The following is a 20,522-nucleotide window of genomic DNA, read 5'->3' as shown; positions in this document are numbered from 1 at the left end:
TATGCAGAATGTATATCACAGGTTCAAGCCCTGCTCTCTCCGCCATTTTTTATTTCCTTCCTGTTTACAGTTAACATCAATGCTATTGATAATAAAACCGATAATGAAATCGATGGCTGAAAGTAATTAAAAACAGCTATAATTATTGATAACTATACCACCTAAAAATAATTATCCATCCTGAATATCAACTTATTGGCGAATTCACCTCATCATTAATATTTCAAGTTGTTACGTAGTTACTATCTGACACCCCCCAAACCAATACTATAGCGGACAAACATAAATAAGGACCAAATGCAATAAATTCAGGAAAATATTTTCTTTTTATTCCAATAATGATAAATACAAATAGTCCAGATAATGAAGCCATCAACATCAATATTGGGATCATTTCCACCCCTAACCATGCACCGATTGCTGCGGTTAATTTAAGATCGCCATAACCTATTCCCTCTTTATTTAAAGTATATCGACATAACCAATACAAAAACCACAAAAAAAGATACCCTGATATGGCGCCATATATTGCACTCTTTATTGAAACTAAATTACTATCAATATTAAATAAAAGCCCAAGCCATAACAATGGAAAAGTGATAATATCTGGCAAGCAATATGTTTTTATATCGATAACAGATAATAACAATAAAGTGCTACAGAAAAACATAATTATTATATAATTTACATAAATTAAAATAGAATTAAATCCTTTGCATCATTTGTGAAAAATTAAAATCCCTTTATAAATAACATCCTTGTCACTATGTTCTTTCCCTATTTCCTGACATTAATCAGGACAAAATGGATAATAATTTTTTATTCCGGCGATTGGCAATAGAATTTTAGCTAAAAAAACGATTACAAAATAAATATGCGAACCAGCTCGCAAGGAGATAATTTGTATTCTTTAAGCTAAGAGATAACTTGATCACTCAAACTACGCTCATTTATCATGACGATGAATTAACTTTGTCATGTGGCTGTGTACGCCATGCCGGAAGAATCCGGAAAAAAGAAGGAAAGAATAAATATGCGAATCCCCCGCATCTATCATCCTGAACTGCTCTCAACAGGAACTGAAATCTATTTGAGTGATGATGCTGCCAATCACGTTGGTCGCGTACTTAGAATGAGTAACGGGCAAGCATTGCAACTCTTTGATGGTAGCAATCAGGTTTTTGATGTAGAACTCACTGAAACCAGTAAAAAAATGGTCAAAGTGTCTATCCTTGATGGCAAATTGTCCGATCATGAATCACCACTGAACCTGCATCTGGGACAAGTTATGTCCCGTGGCGAAAAGATGGAATTTACCATCCAAAAATCCGTTGAACTGGGCGTCAACACAATTACTCCACTACTGTCTGAACGTTGTGGTGTAAAACTGGATGCAGAAAGATTAGAAAAGAAATTACAACAATGGAAAAAGATTGTCATTTCTGCCTGTGAACAATGTGGACGTAACCGGATCCCCGAAATCCGCCCCGTTATGCCACTTGAAGCGTGGTGTACTGAAAACGATGGCAGTCTAAAATTGAATCTGCATCCCCGTGCCAGCCACAGCATCAATACCCTCCCATTCCCCGTGGAAAAAGTACGCCTGCTGATTGGGCCTGAAGGGGGATTGTCTGCCGAAGAAATAGAAATGACAGCAAAACATCAATTTACTGATATTCTGTTAGGGCCTCGCATCCTGAGGACAGAAACTACGGCGCTCACCGCAATTACCGCATTGCAAGTACGTTTCGGTGATCTGGGTTAAGGAGAAAAAATGATCAAGCTCGGTATAGTGATGGACCCTATCTTATCCATCAAAATCAAGAAAGACACTAGTTTTGCCATGCTGCTGGAAGCACAAAAGCGCGGGTGGGAAATCCATTATATGGAAATGAATGATCTCTACCTGCATCAAGGAGAGGCTCGTGCCCGTACTCGTTTGCTCACAGTAGAAGAAAATCCACAACAGTGGTATCAGTTTGGTAGTGAACAAGAAATAGCCCTCGACACTTTGCAAGTTATTTTGATGCGCAAAGATCCACCTTTTGATACTGAGTACATTTATGCGACCTACATTCTGGAAAGAGCAGAAGCCAAAGGCAGCCTGATCGTTAATAAACCTCAAAGTCTGCGCGACTGTAACGAAAAGCTGTTTACTGCTTGGTTCCCTGAATGGACACCCGATACGCTCGTTACCCGCAATGCTAAAAACTTACGCGAGTTCCATCAAAAACATGGCGATGTTATTTTTAAGCCATTGGATGGCATGGGAGGCACTTCCATTTTCCGTTTGAAGCAAGACGATGCCAATGTGGGAGTTATCATTGAAACCCTGACTGAACATGGCAGCCGTTATTGTATGGCGCAAAATTTTCTGCCCGCCATTAAAGATGGAGATAAACGCGTATTAGTTGTTGATGGCGAACCTGTGCCATATTGCCTTGCCCGTATCCCGGCTCAGGGAGAAACCCGTGGCAACCTTGCCGCAGGTGGGCGAGGAGAAGCACGCCCATTGTCAGAAAGTGATTGGGCAATTGCCCGCGCAGTTGCCCCAGTACTAAAAGAGAAAGGACTCATCTTTGTTGGGCTGGATATCATTGGCGGCCATTTAACAGAAATCAACGTTACCAGCCCAACCTGTGTACGTGAAATAGAAGCGGCATTTCCAGAAATTTCCATTACTGGTATGTTGATGAACGCTATCGAAAAACGATTGGAAAAATAGGTCATGATATCAATTTATTGAATCATGTATAGTATATCTATTTGGAGAACATTCAGATGGCAAAGATTGATGTGACCTGCCCATCTTGTTGTGCCGTTAAAGGGATCCACCGTAATGGGCGCTCTCGCTCTGGTCATCAACATTATCTTTGCCAGTCCTGCCGTCATTCTTGGCAACGGGAATTCACTTATGCCGCTTGTCGTCCCGGAACACATAAGCAAATTGTCGATATGGCCATGAATAGAATGGGATGTCGGGCGACAGCACGTGTCATGGGAATTGGCCTGAATACGGTTCTTCGCCATTTAAAAAGCTCAGACCAAATCGGTAACAGAAGTCATTGCTCCTGGCACCAAAGTGATTGTCTGCTGTGAAATGGATAAACAATGGTCGTACGTGAAGTCAAAGCCATGAAAAAACGCTAATGGGGAAATTGCATGTGGCCAGCAAGTGTTATACCCAACACATAGAGAGACATAACTTGAATCTTCGCCAACATTTTGAAAAAGACTTAGCAAGGCTGACTCGCAAAACCTTGTCTTTTTCAAAATCCATCAAACTGCATGACAGAGTCATCAGACATTATCTGAACATTCACCATTATCAATAAATTGGAGGCGATACCAAAATAATAGGGAAACATCGTGCTTAATTTAACAACTGAATATTACACATCCGAATTATTGGGCTTTAGTTGTGATGATTTTGTGTTCCTGTCCTCAAATAAAAGCCTGCATGCACAAGGATGTTTTGCCAAAATAACAACACCTGCCAATCATCATGATTATATTGGCAATTTATTAAGTGGCAATCCGTTAAAAGGCAACCCATTAAGTGACAATCTGTCTCAATTATTCCATCAGGCTGAACAGGCGGGAATTAAAAACCCCATTGTAGTAGGGGCAATTCCTTTTGATAAACAACAACCGTCTGCTCTCTATATACCTTATGAACACCGTTGGTTAGAACGGGAAACCTTACATTTTTCTGCTCTATCCCCCATGCCATGGCTACAATTGCAGCAGAGCCATTTATGGCCGGCAAAAGCAGGGTTTTGCCAGATGGTCTTTCAGGCAGTTGACGCCATACGTTATGGTCTGCTTGATAAGGTTGTCCTTTCGCGCCTACTGGACATTGAATTTGATCGGAAGCCTGACACTATTCGGCTTTTTATGCAGCTTAATGCCCAAAACCCTTATAGTTACAACTTTCATCTTCCGCTAGAGAACAGCACGTTAATTGGTGCCAGCCCGGAACTTCTACTACGAAAACAGGGAAATACCATTATTTCTCAACCACTGGCGGGTTCGTCACGCAGAAGCCGCAATATCGCAGAAGACAAAGCCTTGCGCCAATCACTGCTGCATTCAGCTAAAGATCAGCATGAACATCAATTAGTGATTAATGCTATACGAACCGCACTCGCTGAACATTGTACTGAACTGTTGATCCCTGATTCGCCTTCAATATTCAGTACCCCTTTACTCTGGCATCTCGCCACAGAAATACGTAGCGAATTACGCAACAAGCATGCAGATTCCCTTTCAATTGCCAGTTTACTCCATCCAACGCCAGCACTTTGCGGAGCACCAAGAGAACGAGCATACGAACTCATCGCTCAACTCGAGCCTTTCAAACGCAACTATTTTGGCGGCATTGTCGGTTGGTGTGATGCCAAGGGCAATGGCGAATGGGTTGTTGCCATTCGCTGTGGAGAAGTATTCGAAAACCATATTCGCCTCTTTGCCGGAGCAGGCATCGTTGCTGACTCTCAACCCAATGCCGAGTGGCAAGAAACCGGGGTGAAACTTGGCACCATGCTACAAGCACTAGGATTATCTGAGAATAAGGAACATGTGTTATGAGTATTGAGTTTAATCGCTGGCCTGAAGAATTATCACAGCGTTATCGCCAACTCGGCTACTGGCAGGGAATACCCGTTTTTTACACAGCCCAGCCCAATCATCAGAGTAAAGTAGACCGAGGATTGTTGAATGATATGTGGCAAAGTGCAGCATCCAGATAAAGCATCATTGATGGCTTTCCTGACAAGTTTAAGTTAGGTATTCCTTTGAAAAAAATTGCCTTGCCGGAGGAAATTGCAGATGCGGTTCTTTTCCTTGCATCTGATCTCGCCAGCCATATCACCATGCAGGATATTGTCGTCGATGGTGGTGCAACTTTGGGTAGCTGAGCTGAAAGACTACCACCAAATATTACCCAAATAAAAATATATCACTCAGTTATTAATTAACCTAAATTCAGGTTATACTGCTGCTCTTTTTTATCCTTTTTGTAACTTATAGAATACACAATGGAACGCTTTTTCGAAAATTTGATGTACTCCTCTCGCTGGCTACTTGCGCCGGTTTATTTCGGTTTATCATTGGCATTACTTGCCCTTGCAGGAAAATTCTTCCATGAAATCTATGCCATAAGCATAGAATTTCACAATATGGATGAAGCTAAGCTAATCCTGAAACTGCTTACTCTAATCGATATGGCTATGGTTGGTGGGCTGGTGATTATGGTGATGTTTTCTGGCTACGAAAACTTTGTCTCACGTCTGGATATCGACGTACACAAAGAGAAATTGAGTTGGTTGGGAACAATGGATGCCTCTTCACTCAAGAGTAAAGTTGCAGCCTCAATTGTCGCTATTTCTTCCATTCACTTGCTGCGTATCTTCATGGAAGCCAAGGAAGTGCCAGACAATAAACTTATGTGGTATGTCATTATCCACCTCACCTTCGTTTTATCTGCATTTATAATGGGATACCTTGATAAACTTACCCGCAGTCATCACTAAGTGATCTATCAAATTAACAAACATCCCCTGACGCCAATTGAATTCAATCGACGTCAGGGGATTCGCCGCTTTGATATGTTTCCGTTCATATTCTCTTTTAACAACTTTTCAATGAACTTATCCACTACCATTTCAACCACTTCACTTCTAGTTGTCTCCAGACGATTGGCCAGACCATCAATTTTTCTGAGCACAGACATTCTCAGAGAAAGAGAAATGGGTTTTTTCTTCTCTTTATCAAGGAAAACATGACTGGTGACTTCTTCAGCTTTAAAGCTGAGATGCTGGACAAGCAATTCTTCAATCCTTTTCACATCCTTCTTGGTCAGCATCCCTTTATCAACTAACTGATAGGTATTTCCCATCTTGCTAAACCGGATATCAGCACAGTAAAGATCTCTCAATTCCCGTAATGCACGTGTTAATGTTGGCTCCGAACAATTAAGTTCCCTAATGATCCTAACTTTACTAACCGGTTTGCCATGTGAAAGTAATAAAGTTAACTTGAAGTTTCTGAATTGTTTGGGATTGAGCAGCATTTTTTTATTACCAAGTTAGGGGCAAAGGCCCCCAAGCTTCCGACTATTAACTAGAAAATAATTTTCAGAATAACCACTATCACAGGTAAATCAATATCAAAACAAATTAAAATCATTAATAATATTTTACCTGTTTCGGGTTCTATGCTGCTTCAGGCTCTATACCATAATGTTCTGCTCTCGCAAGAATATTCACCGCCCAGCGTTGATGAGTCGCAGGTTCACACATAACTCCCCGTGATTTAAAAACAGCCTTACTGGAATTAAGAACATTCAGCGCTTCAGCGTGATCATGGGCGCTGACTCTCAACGCTCGTTGGATGCATTTAATCTGCTTTGGATGTATGGCCGTTTTTCCTACTAGACCGTGAGCAATATCTAATTCCAGCTCTTTCTCAAGCAATTTCAAGTCGTCAATATGTTCACAAACTGGCGCAGTCAGAACAAATCCCCGTGCAACAAAAACGGCAACCAGCATTTTAATGATATATCCCATCGGACCATCATAAAGGGTGAAATTACGGGAGCGCCGCAGGGACATGACATTCATCAGATCATTACCGCCAATGCGCAAGGTAATAATGCGATCCTTGCAAGGGTGAGTTTTGAGAATGTCAGCAAGCCGATTCATTTTCTGAACATCAAACACCTCTTCACTTTCCAATGTTGGCATAATGCACAGATGAGTTGGGCCAATGATATCCCACCAACCGGATAATGAAGCGTGGGTAAATTTGGGTAAAACCAGACCATCAATAGCACTGAGATTCACATTGGCAACCAGATATTTCGCCATCATTTCATTACGCGGACGGATAAAAATCAGGGGACGATGGCTTTCGACATTAGAAGAAAAATTATCAGCTTCCGTCAATGCTTGCATAATCTCACTGAGATTTTCGATGGCAGCAGGAATCTCCTGCTCACTGACCGCATCTTCCAGACAAATAACCAAAGAACGCAGATCAGGGATCTTATTCTGCAATACAATTTCTGCAATATTTTGGCGGGTAGCTGGCATATACAGAGTGGCACCAAGTTGATATGGAGAAGGAATCGGTTTCATCTGACGACCTTTTTGATGATAGTTACAGCACGATATTGACCTATTAAAGCACCGACTTCCGTAATCACTACATTTTTCTGACGTGCCAAGTGAACCAACAGGGCAACATCAGGATCATCCTGAGAACGCACCAGTACATGTTCTGGCACACGCCGTAATATTGCGCGGGTTGCTTCTGCAATACCGGGTTTAATTCGGTTAATACTGTCAATCTGGTATTTTTCAGCAAGATCGAAAATCACTGTTTTACTCAATTGCTGCAAAGGCGCTTTTTCCTGCGGAAACCAAACAGCTTCGGGTATAGCGGCAACATCAAATCGAACATGCCAATCAGCAACAGTATCCACCAACAAGCGACTGCATTCAAACTTGATCAGGTGATCACATTGCATACAACCGTGCAAACCTTCTTCACGCCAGATCGAGCGCGATATCAGCCCCGATACCGGTGCCCCCATAATGCCGAAAGGAATCAACCAATCATCATCGCTGGCTGCCAGCCACGAACAGCCACAAGGATCAGCCAAAACTACCAGACGAGGGATCCCTGAATAACCGTCTCTCCCCGCCAAAGATCGCGACAATTCTGTGGTAATCGCACCTTTGCCTGTCCAGCCATCAACAAATACTACTCCATCCGTTCCATGTTTCTGTTCGATATACGATAAAGCTGTATTATCAATGCCACGATCGCGAATAATGCTAATGCCATAATGATAAGAACACTTGCCCATTTTTCTGAGAGCCTGATGCAACATAACTCCCAAAGGAACACCCGCCCTGACCAAACTGACCAACACAATCGGCGTATCACCAAAGCGAGCTATCAGTGCCTTGGCGAGCATAACAACTTCCGTCGCCAGCCGGACAGCTCCTTGTTCAAGCGCTTTATCAAACAGTTCAAGGTGATAAGGCGTTGGCTCTGGCTCCTGACTTAACATATCTGAATAATGACGAGCGCCAGACTGGATCAACTGCTCCTTAATATCGACAGGCGTCATCTCAATTTGAACGGGTTCCAGCAGAAATTGAACATCATCAGAAGCATAACTCCCAGAGAAAGGAGGAAAGCTATTCATTATTTACAGCTCCAAATAAAGCATTCATTAATAGGTCAGAAAACTGACTTTGCTGGGGCATACCAAACCAATCGCATAGTTGCATAAAACGGTGATCGCTCAGACTATCTCCCAGGCCAATAACCGGAAAAACGCCTCTCTCGGCGCGAAGCTTTTGCAAAAGATGATGAGTGGCCAACCCCTTGTCAACACACTTTATAACTGTGGGGAAAATTTTTCCGAGCCAACGCTCCCACCCGGAAAGTCGATGTATCCGATATTTCTTTCAGCTTTCGACGAGATTGAAATAGCGTGTCATCAAGATCGATCAAAAATACAGGCTTAATCATATCCAACGATCTCTACAACCGGAGAAACCTGGACAAGCTGTGCCATCAACGCCGGATCAACGGATATTTTTGGCGTTTCAAGACAGAACAGTATACGGTCAAACTTCTGGTGTGCGACATTGTAGAGAAAATTCGGAATGCTAAGCCCGTAATTATCTGTAAAAGCCATTACAGATTGAATGGCATGACCACAAGAGATAGGGGAACGGGTTGTTGAACCAAATACTACCGATGCGCCCTCCTGCTCAAGCCGCTCAGCAAGCAGGAACGGCTGCCAGACAAATTCACTGGAACCCAATACCAACACATTTTCACTTGCTTTAACCCTGATTGTTGTACCGATATCACACTGAATTTCATCCAGACCTAAACGCCCCCAGTTCTGTTGGCCGATAATGCTGACTTCTCCCCGAGCTGTAACATTAACTGGAGGCATCACCGGAACAGGAGCAGACATATCAGCATCCCACTGCCAGTTTCCTTCAATCAGAGACACTATAGACACAGGTAATGGACTGCGTTTCACAATCGATTTTCCACTCCAATCCGTTAATGTCACTGTGACAATATGCTCAATATGCTCAAGCCCTGCATTACGCAGTGCATCCAGCAAATTCAGGAATGTGTTACCCGTAGTTGCTTCATCATCAATCAGAACCAGAGTTCTGGCATTTATCACCCTTTGGCGCAAGCGGTTTTCTGTTGGCCAATAAATCAGATGATCCGTAGCATGGCTGTGATTTTCCTTAAACTCACACAATAAGTCTCCATCAACGGGATGGCGTGTCGAAGTCAAGAAAACTGACTCATCAACTTTGTGTTTCGTTTCCTGAAATACACCCGCAGCTAGTCCGACCGCCGTTTCTGCCATACCAATATACAAGGCTGGGCTGGGAAGATTAGCAGGGAACTGCCCAGATAATTGCTGATAAATTGAACGCATGACCGATGGCTTGATCGGAATATGCCGTCCCAAGACCTTACTGACAAATAAGAAGGCCCTTTTGGGATTACGGCGTTCAGCGATATCAAACAATGTTTCCAAAGAGGCTGTGCCACGGGAAGCCATCACCGTCAACGTCCCACTGTTTAATTTTTTTTGGTAAATCTGTTTTTGAACAACCTGTTTCTTATAGTTTTGTTTTTTATGATTTTGTTTTTTATAAACATGGGGGTCACCCAACACAGTCATAATGTTGCCTTTTAAAAAATTTCAACACATTCCGGATAATTTATGAAAACAATGACTCCTTTTTCATAAATCAAATTCCGCTATTCAGTGATAAATCTATTCAGTGATAGACCATAGTTAAATGGTCAGATTACCAAGTCACCAAACTGTTAAACACCCACAATTCAAGGCCGTAACTGTCAGAATTTACTCTTAATGTAGTGCGATAAAAACGGCAGTCTAGAATCGGCAATAAACACATGTCAATCATATTATGATTTTTTAGTGTAAAATTTGTTTGACTTTTTTTTATGAAAAAGAAATTATAATCTACGAAGTCAGATCGTTTCCTATCATACGATTAACAGCCAGACATACTGTTTATGGGAATCATAATATGACAGATTTCAGCTATCTATTTGTCATATTATGATTTTTTAATACGTGAAATTGCCGTGATTCACCGACAAACAGGATAGAGGTGTCATTAATGGTTTCGTTAAACAAAAATCAGTCAGTTTCGCTCGCCAAACAGAGCGCATCACTGGTTAAAGTAGATTTTGGTCTGGGATGGGATCCTGTCATCAGAAAGAAAGGCTTTCTGGCGAGTTTATTCGGCAGTGGCAATGATGAAATAGATCTGGATGCAAGCTGCATTATGCTTGATAAATCTGGCAATGCTATCGATACGGTGTGGTTCGGCCAGCTGAAATCAAAATGTGGTTCTATACAACACACTGGCGACAACCTGACGGGAGAAGGTGATGGCGATGATGAAGTTATTCGCGTCGATCTGCTCAAACTCCCCGCGAATGTCGAATACCTTGTATTTACCGTCAATAGTTTCCGTGGTCAAACCTTCAATGATGTTGAAAATTCCTTCTGTCGCGTTGTTGATCAAAGCGGTAAAGAGCTGGCTCGCTATCAGTTGAATGAACAAGGAACCCACACAGGCATTATCATCTCCTCCCTACGCCGCAATGGTGGTCAGTGGGATTTTACGGCACATGGCGTTCCTTGTCTTGAACGTACCATTGACGCTATGTATCCGCAGATCGTTAAGACGGTGGTGGTGTGGTAATGAATTTAACCCCCGGGGGCAACGCCCCCGTTTCTAATCAGACCATTACAGTACGGGTTTTGTCTGGTTCAGCCGTTGATGTGTCTGCTTTTCGTCTATATGCAAATGGTAAAGTCAAGGGCGATCCAGACATGGTGTTCTACGGTCAGCCGGTCAATAACGACAATACCATTCGTCTGACTGGCGGCAACATCAATACCTCATTCAGCGTCAACTTACCCGCATTGGGGCAGGATGTTCAGAAAGTCGCGTTCACTGCAACCTGCGACGGCAACCAAACGATTTCCAATCTGCGCAATCTATCTATTCGGGTTGAACTGAACAGCAGCGTGATTTTGCAGGGAGATGTTGAAGTACAAGGACGTCCAGAAGCAGCTTTAATCCTCGGTGAACTGTATCGCCGTAATGGCGAGTGGAAATTCCGTTTTATAGCCCAAGGTTTTAATGGCGGCCTCAAGCCACTGGCAGAGTATTTTGGTATGGATATCATTGATGATGCGCCAACTTCAACACCAGCTCCCGCAACATCAAATAACGTTAATTTAAGCAAAGTTTCCCTGACCAAAGAAAAGCCGGCTATCAGTCTGAGTAAACGCGACAACTACGGTAAAATCCGTATCAATCTGAACTGGAATCAAACCTCCTCATCCTCCCCAAGGGGCGTATTGCAGGGTATGTTTGGTTCAAATAAAAATGTGGATTTGGATCTTGGTGCATTCATCCGGCTGCAGGATGGAAGCCGGGGCGTTGTGCAGGCATTGGGGAACAGCTTTGGCGATTACCGTTATGAGCCATATGTAGAATTACAGGGCGATGATCGCACTGGTAGCGTAAGTGACGGTGAATGGCTCCACATCAATGGCCTTGAATGGAAAAACATCAGTGAAGTTTTGATCTACGCCTTTATCTATGAAGGTGCACCTAGCTGGAACAAAACCGACGGTGTAGTCACAATCTATGTCCCTGACCAGCCACCAATTGAAACGCGTATGACGGAAGGCCACAACAACAAAGGCATGTGTGCCATTGCACGCCTTGTAAATGAAAATGGAGCCATCAAAGTAGAACGTATAAATCAATACTTCAAAGGACATAAAGAAATGGACAGAGCATTTGGATGGGGCTTTAGTTGGACATCCGGTAGTAAATAATACTCTTTTGTACAAGACGTTTTTACACAAGTGGAGGGGCTTATGTCCTTTTTAAACAAAATTAAATCAGCATTTAACTCAGGACGTGAAGAACTAACCAATCAAGTTAGTCGCTTCAAAAACAAAAAATTCATGGAAGGCACTGTAGCAGTATGTGCACACGTTGCCATGGCGAGCAATGGTGTCAGCTCAGAAGAAAAGCAGAAAATGATAGGGTTTATTAAAAACTCCCCTGAACTAAATGTTTTCGATACTACAGAAATTATCGGATTCTTTAACAAACTGGTCAGCAGCTATGAATTTGATGCTGATATTGGCAAAGGTGAAGCGATGAAATTCATCATGGCCCTGAAACAACAGCCGGAAGCGGCACAGCTTGCTTTGCGCGTAGGTATCGCAGTTGCCAAAAGTGATGATGATTTTGATGACAACGAAAAAAAGGCGGTTCAAGAAATTTGCTTAGCCCTTGGCTTTGCACCGGCTGACTTCGGACTATAATCGCAGATAATTTAAGAGACTTACTCTATGTCATCCCTGCACATTGGTTTTCCGATGGAAACCGTTGCTGTATTCATTTTCCTGTCGGTTGGCGCGCTCTTTATCGACCTGTTTATGCATCGTCATGATAAGCCGATTTCGCTGCGCAGTGCCTCTCTTTGGTCTATTTTCTGGATCGCGATTGCTTTTGTTTTCGCGGGATTTCTGTATGTTCATCATGGTGCAGAAACAGCGAGCCTGTTTGTAACGGGCTACGCGCTGGAAAAAGTGCTTTCCGTCGACAATTTGTTTGTCATCATGGCGATTTTCTCTTGGTTCGCTGTTCCTGACCGCTATCGCCACCGAGTCCTGTATTGGGGAATTATCGGTGCTATCGTCTTCCGCGGCATTTTCGTCGCCATCGGGACAAGCCTTCTGGCACTTGGTCCGTGGGTTGAAATCTTGTTTGCGGTTATTGTTGGCTGGACAGCGGTCATGATGCTGAAAAGCGGTGATGATGACGATGAGATTGAAGACTACTCACAGCATCTTGCCTATCGTCTGGTGAAGCGCTTCTTCCCAATTTGGCCGAAACTGCGCGGTCATGCTTTTGTGCTGAACCAAAAAGAAGTAGATGAAGAGCTGGCTAAACCAGAAAACGCCGATGTAAAAGTGGGTCGAGTAGGTAAATTCACGCTTTATGCTACACCACTGATGCTGTGTCTGGCAGTAGTTGAACTCTCTGATGTTATGTTTGCCTTTGACTCTGTACCAGCAGTTATTGCTGTCAGCCGGGAACCTTTAATTGTGTATAGCGCCATGATGTTTGCCATCTTGGGCCTGCGTACGCTCTATTTTGTACTTGAGGCATTGAGAAAGTACCTGGCGCATCTGGAAAAGGCAGTAATCGTTTTGCTGTTCTTCATCGCCATTAAACTGGGTCTGAACGCCTCTGAGCACATATTCCATCACGGCTATTCGATTTCAGCGACAAGCAGCTTGTTTGTGGTGATTGGGGTTCTGGCAGCCGGTATTATTGCCAGCCTGCTGTTCCCACAAAAAGAAAACGCAAGCTAAATCCGGTATTAAGAATAATCAATTAACACGATGTAACAAAATGAGGAAATAACAATGGGTGTATCTCTTTCTAAAGGTGGTAACGTTTCTCTAAGCAAAGAAGCGCCAAGCATGAAAAACGTTCTGATCGGTCTTGGTTGGGATGCTCGTTCGACTGACGGACAAGACTTTGACCTTGACGCATCAGCTTTCCTGCTGGCGGCAAACGGAAAAGTACGCGGTGATGCAGATTTCATTTTCTATAACAATCTGAAATCGTCTGACGGTTCCATCATGCACACTGGCGACAACCGTACCGGTGAAGGCGATGGCGATGACGAATCACTGAAAATCAAACTGGATCAAGTTCCTGCTGACGTAGACAAAGTAGTGTTTGTTGTCACTATCCATGATGCACAAGCTCGTAGCCAGAGCTTCGGTCAAGTTTCCGGTGCATTCATTCGTCTGGTTAACGATGATACTCAAATTGAAGTCGCTCGCTATGATCTGACTGAAGATGCTTCTACTGAAACCGCTATGCTGTTCGGTGAACTGTATCGCCACAACTCAGAATGGAAATTCCGTGCTGTAGGTCAAGGTTACGCTGGTGGCCTGGCTTCTGTTTGTGCGCAGTATGGTATCAATGCTGCTTAATTTAGCAAAATCCGCCGTAAACCCTCGCCCAGGCGAGGGTGTCGTAAAAGCTCATGTTATCCATTAAGATCTGAGCTCTTCCTTTGGGCGCGGATCTTTTATGACCTTATTCACTCGAAAACTGGAACCATCAGCTCACACCAAACGTCAGTTTGTCAAAGCGCAGCATTTATCTGTATTGGAGGGTTCTCTTTCTCTTTGTGATTATCTCAGGCAAATGGGAGAACGCCGTGCATTTATTGTTGCGGAGATCCTGAATTAACAAGACTGGACACCTTTCGAACGCCATTATGTTTGTAGGTTCATCCGGTTGTGGTAAATCAACATTGCTGCATGTTCTTGCTTCGTTGCTTGAGCCTACCGAGGGGAGTATAAGAGTTAATGGTGTATCCATATCTAACATTGGCCTTGAGGCTTATCGTAAGCATGTTTCCTATGTCTTACAGAATGATTTTTTGTTTACCGGATCATTGCAGGAAAATATCACCTGCTTTGCCGAACAGCCGGACATTGAATTTATATATGAATGCACAAGAGTAGCTGCTATTCATGATGAGATAGATATGATGCCAGACGGCTATAGCTCTATGGTTGGAGATATGGGGAGCGTTTTATCAGGAGGTCAGAAACAGCGAATTTCCATTGCATGAGCGCTTTATAGAAAACCGAAGATTCTCATACAGGATGAGTCGACATCAGCCCTAGATATCGAAAATGAGCGGAAGATTAACGAAGCCATTAAATCCATGAAAATAACACGCCTTTTTGCGGCTCATCGACCAGATGCTATTGCTGCGGCCGACAGAGTTTTTGATATGGTTAATGGCGTATTTATGAATCCTCAAGAATATCTAAAATCCCTGAAACGTAGTGATGGATGATGTGTTATGTATTCAATATGTGTATTCTGGTTTTATAAAGTCAATTTTAATGCCGAACAAAGCCAGTAGAATAAGACGATTGAACTAATCGAATGCTATCGTGTGTATTGCTAGATCAACAGATTGAATACTTGACCGAAAAATTCAACCATCAGGAACAAAAAGTTATTCAGGCTATGCAACGAGTAACTTCAATGGAAACTCATCTATTTGGAAAAAATAAAGTTAAGCAGATTTATCTCTGTGATAAATGTCCTCTTTTTGATGATAACGGTGATTGTATTGGCATCACTTTTCACATGTACAAAACTCCAAGCTTCTCTACTTCTTATTATTATGATAAAGCTACTCCAGCAACCCTGGAATTCACTCCTCCTGACAATATTCTGACACAAATTGAGTGGGAGATTCTTTTTCTGATTTTGTGCTCATTGAATGAAAAAAATATCGGAAAGGAATTAATGATAAGCACAGAATATGTTGTTAATTATATACAATCAATTTATCAAAAATTTAATATTTCAAGAGATACAGATCTGAGATCTTTTTGCAAAGAACAAAAATTTGATAGTTATATCCCAGAACGATTTGTCACCATTGGCAGTAGAGAACTAAATTGATTATACTATTCAAAAAATAATAAAGGAATAAAGACATGAGCAACAAGAAGAGTATCATTTCACCTCAAATAATAAATACATTAGCAGCAAGTAATGACCCTTGGGGAATAAAGGATAAAAACTCATGCTTTATTTATGGCAATAAAGCATTAAATACCATTAAAGGATTTTCTGATTCATTTGATTTTGAAGGATTTTATGATAACGAGCTTCCTTGGGATGGTGCAGAGTTTGCAAAAGAATATATTCATCATGACCAAAAAGTCATGCAAGAAGAAAAGTCGTATGTTTCACTTGAAACACATATTTGGGGAGAAGATAAAAATTTATCTTCTTATTTCTGTGAAAAATCACCTCTTTATCATGAAAATGGTGATTGTATAGGAATCATCTATCACCTGTGGAAAGCCCAAGATTATTCATTAACTCGCTTATATCATGGAAAACTCCCTGCTTCCATTATGTTTCAACCACCTACTCATTTATTTACCCAACGAGAATGGGATGTTATTTTTCTCTCTCTACACAAATATACCAGTAAACAAATTGGTAGAGTATTAAATATTTCCTATCGTACCGTCGAAAATTATACAGCACAAATATATAAAAAGACAGGTGTTAGTTCTGCCCAACAATTAGAAGAATACTGTCGATTTAATAATTTCGATCTCTATGTACCAGAAAGATTTCTGCGTCCTGAAAGCCGTATTCTTATTTGAATATAAAATTTACATAACCTCCAAAATAAGAAGTGGTCAACCTCAGTTATTGTTATACATCACAGTGAATTTTTAAAAAACAAATAACGCTAACGCTGATGACCACCTTTATCTAGGCCTGTTAAGATACCTTAAAAAATCCCAGAATATAATATTTAAATAACTCCGAAATCGCATTGCTGCTCTTCAGATTTTTATCCTTTTTATTTTCTAGGTAGCTATCAAAAAATTTTCGTCCAATAAACTCGTTTTCATTCAAGGGTCAAGTATTCAATCTGTTGATCTAGCAATACACACGATAGCATTCGATTAGTTCAATCGTCTTATTCTACTGGCTTTGTTCGGCATTAAAATTGACTTTATAAAACCAGAATACACACATTGAATACATAACCAGATTATGAATGTAGGCGAAAAATTAGATTGAAATGTATTTTAAGGTATGCCGTTATCGTTGGCAGGAATACACTTTATTGCTGAGGCCATAACCAAGCCGCACCACGCACACCACTGGAATCACCATGCACTGCTTTTCTGATTGGTGTCGCACACTCTCCACCAAAAACCCACTCTTTGACTAAATCCGGCAATGTTTGGTAAATACGATCGACATTGCTCATTCCACCGCCAAGTACAATCACATCCGGGTCCAGTAAATTAATCACCTGTGCCAGTGCCCGTGCCAAACGCCTTTCATAGCGACTTATCGCCAATTCTGCAAATTTATCTCCCTGCGCCAAAGCCTCTATGATTTCATAACCTTTTTTCTTAACTCCGCTTAAACGGAAATAATCCGTCATAAATCCAGTGCCTGACACAAAAGTCTCAGTACATCCCGGTTTGCCACAAAAACAGCGAACTTCATTCTGATATGCCTGATCTTCTTCATCCATCCACGGTAATGGATTATGCCCCCATTCCCCCGCCAATCCATTGCCACCGGCGTGAACCTGCCCCCCAAATGCAATCCCTGAACCACAACCCGTTCCAATGATAACGGCAAATACCATTGGCATTCTTTCACCTGCACCATCAGTGGCTTCTGATACCGCCAGACAATTTGCATCGTTAGCAATACGTACTTCACGTCCCAACAAAGCGGCTATATCCTTATCCAATATTTGTCCATTCATCCAAACTGAATTGGCATTTTTTACTTTTCCGGTAAAAGGCGAAATAGCGCCGGGAATGCCAATTCCCACAGTTCCTTGCTGCCCGGTTGCCTTTTCCGCATCAATAATCAGCCCAACAATGGCTTCCAGTGTTTTTTGATAGTTATTACGGGGCGTATCCACCCGTTTGCGAAATAACTCTTTCCCCTGATCACCTAATGCAATCACTTCAATCTTGGTTCCACCGAGATCAATTCCTATACGCATAGCTTACCTTTCCTAATTTAGCAGAACGACGCTTTTTATTATATGAAACTGAGGAAGTTATTATATGAAACTGATGAAGTTCTAGGGCTTCGTCACATGATTCGTTATTATGCCCCCTTATATTTTAAGATAACTTTTGTCACGATGCGCAACAATATGGGGTAACTGCATGTTATGGTTCAAAAATTTAATGATTTACCGTTTAAACCGAGAGATTTCCCTTTCGGCGGATGAACTGGAAAAACAATTAAGCCCATTGGCATTCACCCCATGTGGTAGCCAAGATATGATGAAAACTGGCTGGATTTCTCCAATGGGTTCTCACGGTGAAGCATTAACTCATGCTTCCAGCAATCAAATCCTTATTTGCGCGCGCAAAGAAGAAAAAATGCTGCCTTCGCCTGTAATTAAGCAGGAATTACAGGCCAAAATAGTCCGTCTGGAAGGTGAACAGCACCGTAAGCTGAAAAAAACCGAAAAAGACTCACTGAAAGATGAAGTAATCCACACTCTGTTGCCGAGAGCGTTCAGTCGTTTTAGCCAAACTTATATTTGGATCGATACCGTCAACCATTTGATCATTGTTGATGCTGCCAGCGCAAAACGCGCTGAAGATAATCTGGCACTGTTGAGAAAAACATTAGGTTCCTTGCCCGTTGTCCCTCTTACTTTCACCGATCCCATTGAACTGACGTTAACCAAATGGGTACGTTCTGGTAATCTCCCTACAGGCTATGCTTTGATGGATGAAGCCGAGCTGAAAGCCATTCTGGAAGAAGGAGGGGTTATCCGCTGTAAAAAACAGAATTTGGTGTCAGACGAAATTGCAGCACATATTGAATCCGGTAAGTATGTCACTAAGTTGGCTTTGGACTGGGAAGAACGTATTCAGTTTATGCTGTCAGATGATGGCGCTTTCAAACGTATCAAATTCAGCGAAACCTTACGTGAACAAAACGATGATATCGATCGTGAAGATGTTGCCCAACGATTTGACGCAGATTTTACCTTAATGACGGGTGAATTAAGTGCATTGATCAAAAACACTATTGATGCGTTGGGTGGTGAGGCAGAAAGGTAATATAAGACAAAAGGGAATATACCCAATGGATTTCAAGTTGCATCGCGGCGGCAAGAGAGTGAGTCCCCGGGAGCATAGATAACTATGTGACCGGGGTGAGCGAGCGTAGCCAACAAAGAGGCAACTTGAAAGATGAAGGGTATAACTAACGAACTGCCTGCAAAGGTATATCTTATTGAGGCAGTTCGACGAAGCAGCACCGTGCTATTTTACGGTGCTTATTTTAAGGTATTTGTTTTAAGACATTTACTTCAATTAGAATTGATAAACCAATCCGATACCAAACACATCGTCAGTGTTGATCTTGGTATTTTTAGAGAAGCTATTATCTTTCAGCAAATTAAACTGATATTCAGCGTAAGTACGCATATTCTTATTAAAGTTATAGGAAGCACCGACAGCAACATATTTCACCAAATCTTCAGATCCCTTGTCTGTCAATATGCTCTTATCAGCTAGATCCTTGCCCAAATCTTTACCTTTGGAATAAACAAAACCAACTGATGGGCGCAAGCCAGAATCAAACTGATACTGAGCCGTCAGTTCAATGTTTTGAGTTTTATTGGCAAACATAGTGTGTTTGTCCACAGAACTACCAAATCTGGTCAAGTTGCTAGTTTCACCATACATGGCCGCCAGATACACATTATTTTTGTCATACTTGGCAGAGACGATCCACGCTTCCGCTTTATTTCCTTTAGCCAGAACTTTAGCTTCCTCAGTCCCCAGTTTCTGTGCCGAAGTGCGGTTAGAATTACCGTATGCAGCACCAACACTGAAACCGTTACCAAAATCATAAGAACTAGAAAGACCAAAACCATCACCGTTTTGTCTTGCAATATCACTGCGGCTATTTTTGGTGCTACTGTCATTTTTAGCTTGATACTGTAAGGCAAAATTCAAGCCATTCACCAAACCAAAGAAGTCAGTATTACGATACGTTAATAACCCAGTTGAACGCCCCATTAAGAAGTTATCAGTTGCTGCTATGGAATCACCACCAAATACTGGCAGAGCATCCGTCCATGAGTTGGCATCATAGACGATTCCCATATTACGACCGTAATCCAGCGAACCATATTCACCATATTTAATGCCAGCAAAAGCGTAGCGTGTTCTGGTATTTTTACCGCTCTCCACTTCTGTTCCATTGGCACCCATATTGAATTCCCAGCGCCCGAAGCCTGTCAGTTTATCCGTAACTTGGGTTGAACCTCTAATGCCTATACGACCAACAGAGCCGTCACCAGCCTCGCTACTTGATTTAGAGAATGTTCTCTGAACATCGGCCTTTCCGTATAAATCGATTTTATTACCATCTTTATTATAAATCTCGGCGGCATTTACAGCCCCAGTCATGAGAAGTACCGGAATTGCCATTGTCATTGCTATTGTGTTGTGTTTTATCATTATCGTGATCCTCATTGGTCTTGTTATTATTTCGCCACCGCCAAAAAATCCACATCCCAAGAAATGTTTTTTCTGGAATAAAGAATCAGGGGAGCGGAATGTTTTACACACTTTGGTTATTTAAATGTTAAATTTGTAACAAACAATGACGATACTAAGATCTAAATAAACCTTTTGCTAACAAAAATTAGCAAAAAATGCCATCCTGTGAAGAGAGTCACATCATAGGCATAAATCTCATAACCAAATAGCATTAATTATGACAATAACTTATTTAAAACAGTAAGTTATAAAA

Annotated in this window: 23 protein-coding genes and 3 pseudogenes; 18 read left to right on the top strand and 8 right to left on the bottom strand. The window is 41.9% G+C overall.

The window, feature by feature from the left end; all coding sequences use genetic code 11:
- Window positions 1-223: 223 nt before the first annotated feature.
- Window positions 224-670, bottom strand: coding sequence for a prepilin peptidase (locus BM135_RS01280; protein WP_092517084.1), 447 nt, complete (start codon window positions 668-670; stop codon window positions 224-226).
- A gap of 363 nt (window positions 671-1,033) precedes the next feature.
- On the opposite strand from BM135_RS01280, the gene rsmE reads away from it, so the two are divergent.
- The 7 genes and pseudogenes from rsmE (at window position 1,034) to BM135_RS01250 (ending at window position 5,534) form a co-directional block, all read left to right on the top strand.
- Entirely contained in the window at window positions 1,034-1,765 is a 732-nt protein-coding gene (rsmE, locus tag BM135_RS01275; RefSeq protein ID WP_092517082.1) for a 16S rRNA (uracil(1498)-N(3))-methyltransferase, read from the top strand.
- Between the two features lie 9 nt (window positions 1,766-1,774).
- Window positions 1,775-2,725 (top strand): glutathione synthase, encoded by a 951-nt coding sequence (gshB, locus tag BM135_RS01270; RefSeq protein WP_092517080.1) that lies wholly within the window; start codon window positions 1,775-1,777, stop codon window positions 2,723-2,725.
- Between the two features lie 56 nt (window positions 2,726-2,781).
- Window positions 2,782-3,335, top strand: a pseudogene (locus BM135_RS01265) (IS1 family transposase).
- A 34-nt stretch (window positions 3,336-3,369) separates the two neighbouring features.
- On the top strand, window positions 3,370-4,590 hold the full coding sequence (locus tag BM135_RS01260; RefSeq protein WP_092517078.1) for an isochorismate synthase: 1,221 nt from the start codon (window positions 3,370-3,372) through the stop codon (window positions 4,588-4,590).
- Window positions 4,587-4,751, top strand: coding sequence for a hypothetical protein (locus BM135_RS17265; RefSeq protein ID WP_175485869.1), 165 nt, complete (start codon window positions 4,587-4,589; stop codon window positions 4,749-4,751). Before BM135_RS01260 ends, BM135_RS17265 begins: the two co-directional genes overlap by 4 nt.
- A gap of 6 nt (window positions 4,752-4,757) precedes the next feature.
- Window positions 4,758-4,919, top strand: a pseudogene (locus tag BM135_RS01255) (SDR family oxidoreductase); the annotation flags it as partial.
- A gap of 120 nt (window positions 4,920-5,039) precedes the next feature.
- A complete protein-coding gene (locus tag BM135_RS01250; protein WP_092517076.1) occupies window positions 5,040-5,534 on the top strand; it encodes a TIGR00645 family protein in 495 nt (164 codons plus the stop codon).
- Between the two features lie 53 nt (window positions 5,535-5,587).
- Here BM135_RS01250 and BM135_RS01245 read toward each other — a convergent pair whose 3' ends face one another.
- From BM135_RS01245 to BM135_RS01225, 5 genes and pseudogenes are all read right to left on the bottom strand, one after another.
- Complete coding sequence (locus BM135_RS01245) at window positions 5,588-6,073, bottom strand: tellurium resistance protein TerW (RefSeq protein ID WP_092517074.1); 486 nt, start codon at window positions 6,071-6,073, stop codon at window positions 5,588-5,590.
- Between the two features lie 142 nt (window positions 6,074-6,215).
- Window positions 6,216-7,139: an HpcH/HpaI aldolase/citrate lyase family protein gene (locus BM135_RS01240; RefSeq protein ID WP_092517072.1), complete on the bottom strand. Its 924-nt coding sequence runs from the start codon at window positions 7,137-7,139 to the stop codon at window positions 6,216-6,218.
- A complete protein-coding gene (locus BM135_RS01235) occupies window positions 7,136-8,218 on the bottom strand; it encodes a cysteine protease StiP family protein (protein ID WP_092517070.1) in 1,083 nt (360 codons plus the stop codon). Before BM135_RS01235 ends, BM135_RS01240 begins: the two co-directional genes overlap by 4 nt.
- Window positions 8,211-8,477, bottom strand: a pseudogene (locus tag BM135_RS01230) (hypothetical protein); the annotation flags it as partial. The gene BM135_RS01235 and the pseudogene BM135_RS01230, both read right to left, overlap by 8 nt.
- 62 nt (window positions 8,478-8,539) lie before the next feature.
- Complete coding sequence (locus tag BM135_RS01225; RefSeq protein WP_245737266.1) at window positions 8,540-9,616, bottom strand: phosphoribosyltransferase domain-containing protein; 1,077 nt, start codon at window positions 9,614-9,616, stop codon at window positions 8,540-8,542.
- Between the two features lie 592 nt (window positions 9,617-10,208).
- Here BM135_RS01225 and BM135_RS01220 point away from each other — a divergent pair.
- The 10 genes from BM135_RS01220 (at window position 10,209) to BM135_RS01180 (ending at window position 16,357) form a co-directional block, all read left to right on the top strand.
- The gene (locus BM135_RS01220) at window positions 10,209-10,799 is read left to right on the top strand and encodes a TerD family protein (protein WP_092517066.1); all 591 of its coding nucleotides are present in this window, start codon (window positions 10,209-10,211) and stop codon (window positions 10,797-10,799) included.
- Window positions 10,799-11,950, top strand: a complete 1,152-nt coding sequence (locus tag BM135_RS01215) for a TerD family protein (RefSeq protein WP_092517065.1) — start codon at window positions 10,799-10,801, stop codon at window positions 11,948-11,950. Before BM135_RS01220 ends, BM135_RS01215 begins: the two co-directional genes overlap by 1 nt.
- Before the next feature lie 42 nt (window positions 11,951-11,992).
- Window positions 11,993-12,448: a tellurite resistance TerB family protein gene (locus BM135_RS01210; protein WP_092517064.1), complete on the top strand. Its 456-nt coding sequence runs from the start codon at window positions 11,993-11,995 to the stop codon at window positions 12,446-12,448.
- Window positions 12,449-12,475: 27 nt separating this feature from the next.
- The gene (locus BM135_RS01205) at window positions 12,476-13,504 is read left to right on the top strand and encodes a TerC/Alx family metal homeostasis membrane protein (RefSeq protein ID WP_092517063.1); all 1,029 of its coding nucleotides are present in this window, start codon (window positions 12,476-12,478) and stop codon (window positions 13,502-13,504) included.
- A gap of 54 nt (window positions 13,505-13,558) precedes the next feature.
- Window positions 13,559-14,137 (top strand): TerD family protein, encoded by a 579-nt coding sequence (locus tag BM135_RS01200; RefSeq protein WP_092517062.1) that lies wholly within the window; start codon window positions 13,559-13,561, stop codon window positions 14,135-14,137.
- 100 nt (window positions 14,138-14,237) lie between these two features.
- Window positions 14,238-14,399: a hypothetical protein gene (locus tag BM135_RS01195; protein WP_245737258.1), complete on the top strand. Its 162-nt coding sequence runs from the start codon at window positions 14,238-14,240 to the stop codon at window positions 14,397-14,399.
- A gap of 28 nt (window positions 14,400-14,427) precedes the next feature.
- Complete coding sequence (locus BM135_RS17260) at window positions 14,428-14,787, top strand: ATP-binding cassette domain-containing protein (RefSeq protein WP_245737256.1); 360 nt, start codon at window positions 14,428-14,430, stop codon at window positions 14,785-14,787.
- Window positions 14,788-14,883: 96 nt separating this feature from the next.
- Entirely contained in the window at window positions 14,884-15,018 is a 135-nt protein-coding gene (locus BM135_RS17640) for a hypothetical protein (protein ID WP_281244085.1), read from the top strand.
- Between the two features lie 131 nt (window positions 15,019-15,149).
- Window positions 15,150-15,638 (top strand): helix-turn-helix transcriptional regulator, encoded by a 489-nt coding sequence (locus BM135_RS01185; RefSeq protein WP_339385121.1) that lies wholly within the window; start codon window positions 15,150-15,152, stop codon window positions 15,636-15,638.
- Window positions 15,639-15,673: 35 nt separating this feature from the next.
- Window positions 15,674-16,357, top strand: a complete 684-nt coding sequence (locus tag BM135_RS01180) for a helix-turn-helix transcriptional regulator (protein ID WP_092517060.1) — start codon at window positions 15,674-15,676, stop codon at window positions 16,355-16,357.
- Between the two features lie 470 nt (window positions 16,358-16,827).
- Here BM135_RS01180 and mak read toward each other — a convergent pair whose 3' ends face one another.
- Window positions 16,828-17,736 carry a fructokinase gene (gene mak / locus BM135_RS01175; RefSeq protein WP_092517059.1) on the bottom strand — a complete coding sequence of 303 codons (909 nt, stop codon included), beginning with the start codon at window positions 17,734-17,736 and terminating at the stop codon, window positions 16,828-16,830.
- A 169-nt stretch (window positions 17,737-17,905) separates the two neighbouring features.
- On the opposite strand from mak, the gene rdgC reads away from it, so the two are divergent.
- Window positions 17,906-18,817 carry a recombination-associated protein RdgC gene (gene rdgC, locus BM135_RS01170; protein WP_092517058.1) on the top strand — a complete coding sequence of 304 codons (912 nt, stop codon included), beginning with the start codon at window positions 17,906-17,908 and terminating at the stop codon, window positions 18,815-18,817.
- 255 nt (window positions 18,818-19,072) lie between these two features.
- Here rdgC and BM135_RS01165 read toward each other — a convergent pair whose 3' ends face one another.
- Window positions 19,073-20,227 (bottom strand): porin, encoded by a 1,155-nt coding sequence (locus BM135_RS01165; RefSeq protein ID WP_092517057.1) that lies wholly within the window; start codon window positions 20,225-20,227, stop codon window positions 19,073-19,075.
- Window positions 20,228-20,522: the final 295 nt, after the last annotated feature.

The organism is Xenorhabdus japonica, from assembly GCF_900115195.1.
GTDB lineage: Bacteria > Pseudomonadota > Gammaproteobacteria > Enterobacterales > Enterobacteriaceae > Xenorhabdus > Xenorhabdus japonica.
The sequence above is the reverse complement of the archived record's forward strand: the minus strand, read 5'-3'. Positions and strand labels throughout refer to the sequence as shown.

Coding starts and splice junctions, on each gene's coding strand:
- BM135_RS01210 (WP_092517064.1), top strand. CDS start 11,993: ATGTCCTTTTTAAACAAAATTAAATCAGCATTTAACTCAGGACGTGAA.
- mak (WP_092517059.1), bottom strand. CDS start 17,736: ATGCGTATAGGAATTGATCTCGGTGGAACCAAGATTGAAGTGATTGCA.
- BM135_RS01165 (WP_092517057.1), bottom strand. CDS start 20,227: ATGATAAAACACAACACAATAGCAATGACAATGGCAATTCCGGTACTT.
- BM135_RS01235 (WP_092517070.1), bottom strand. CDS start 8,218: ATGAATAGCTTTCCTCCTTTCTCTGGGAGTTATGCTTCTGATGATGTT.
- BM135_RS01225 (WP_245737266.1), bottom strand. CDS start 9,616: ATGGCTTCCCGTGGCACAGCCTCTTTGGAAACATTGTTTGATATCGCT.
- BM135_RS01250 (WP_092517076.1), top strand. CDS start 5,040: ATGGAACGCTTTTTCGAAAATTTGATGTACTCCTCTCGCTGGCTACTT.
- BM135_RS01240 (WP_092517072.1), bottom strand. CDS start 7,139: ATGAAACCGATTCCTTCTCCATATCAACTTGGTGCCACTCTGTATATG.
- BM135_RS01200 (WP_092517062.1), top strand. CDS start 13,559: ATGGGTGTATCTCTTTCTAAAGGTGGTAACGTTTCTCTAAGCAAAGAA.
- BM135_RS17640 (WP_281244085.1), top strand. CDS start 14,884: ATGAAAATAACACGCCTTTTTGCGGCTCATCGACCAGATGCTATTGCT.
- BM135_RS17265 (WP_175485869.1), top strand. CDS start 4,587: ATGAGTATTGAGTTTAATCGCTGGCCTGAAGAATTATCACAGCGTTAT.
- BM135_RS01195 (WP_245737258.1), top strand. CDS start 14,238: ATGACCTTATTCACTCGAAAACTGGAACCATCAGCTCACACCAAACGT.
- BM135_RS01180 (WP_092517060.1), top strand. CDS start 15,674: ATGAGCAACAAGAAGAGTATCATTTCACCTCAAATAATAAATACATTA.
- gshB (WP_092517080.1), top strand. CDS start 1,775: ATGATCAAGCTCGGTATAGTGATGGACCCTATCTTATCCATCAAAATC.
- BM135_RS17260 (WP_245737256.1), top strand. CDS start 14,428: ATGTTTGTAGGTTCATCCGGTTGTGGTAAATCAACATTGCTGCATGTT.
- rsmE (WP_092517082.1), top strand. CDS start 1,034: ATGCGAATCCCCCGCATCTATCATCCTGAACTGCTCTCAACAGGAACT.
- BM135_RS01205 (WP_092517063.1), top strand. CDS start 12,476: ATGTCATCCCTGCACATTGGTTTTCCGATGGAAACCGTTGCTGTATTC.
- BM135_RS01245 (WP_092517074.1), bottom strand. CDS start 6,073: ATGCTGCTCAATCCCAAACAATTCAGAAACTTCAAGTTAACTTTATTA.
- BM135_RS01215 (WP_092517065.1), top strand. CDS start 10,799: ATGAATTTAACCCCCGGGGGCAACGCCCCCGTTTCTAATCAGACCATT.
- rdgC (WP_092517058.1), top strand. CDS start 17,906: ATGTTATGGTTCAAAAATTTAATGATTTACCGTTTAAACCGAGAGATT.
- BM135_RS01280 (WP_092517084.1), bottom strand. CDS start 670: ATGTTTTTCTGTAGCACTTTATTGTTATTATCTGTTATCGATATAAAA.
- BM135_RS01220 (WP_092517066.1), top strand. CDS start 10,209: ATGGTTTCGTTAAACAAAAATCAGTCAGTTTCGCTCGCCAAACAGAGC.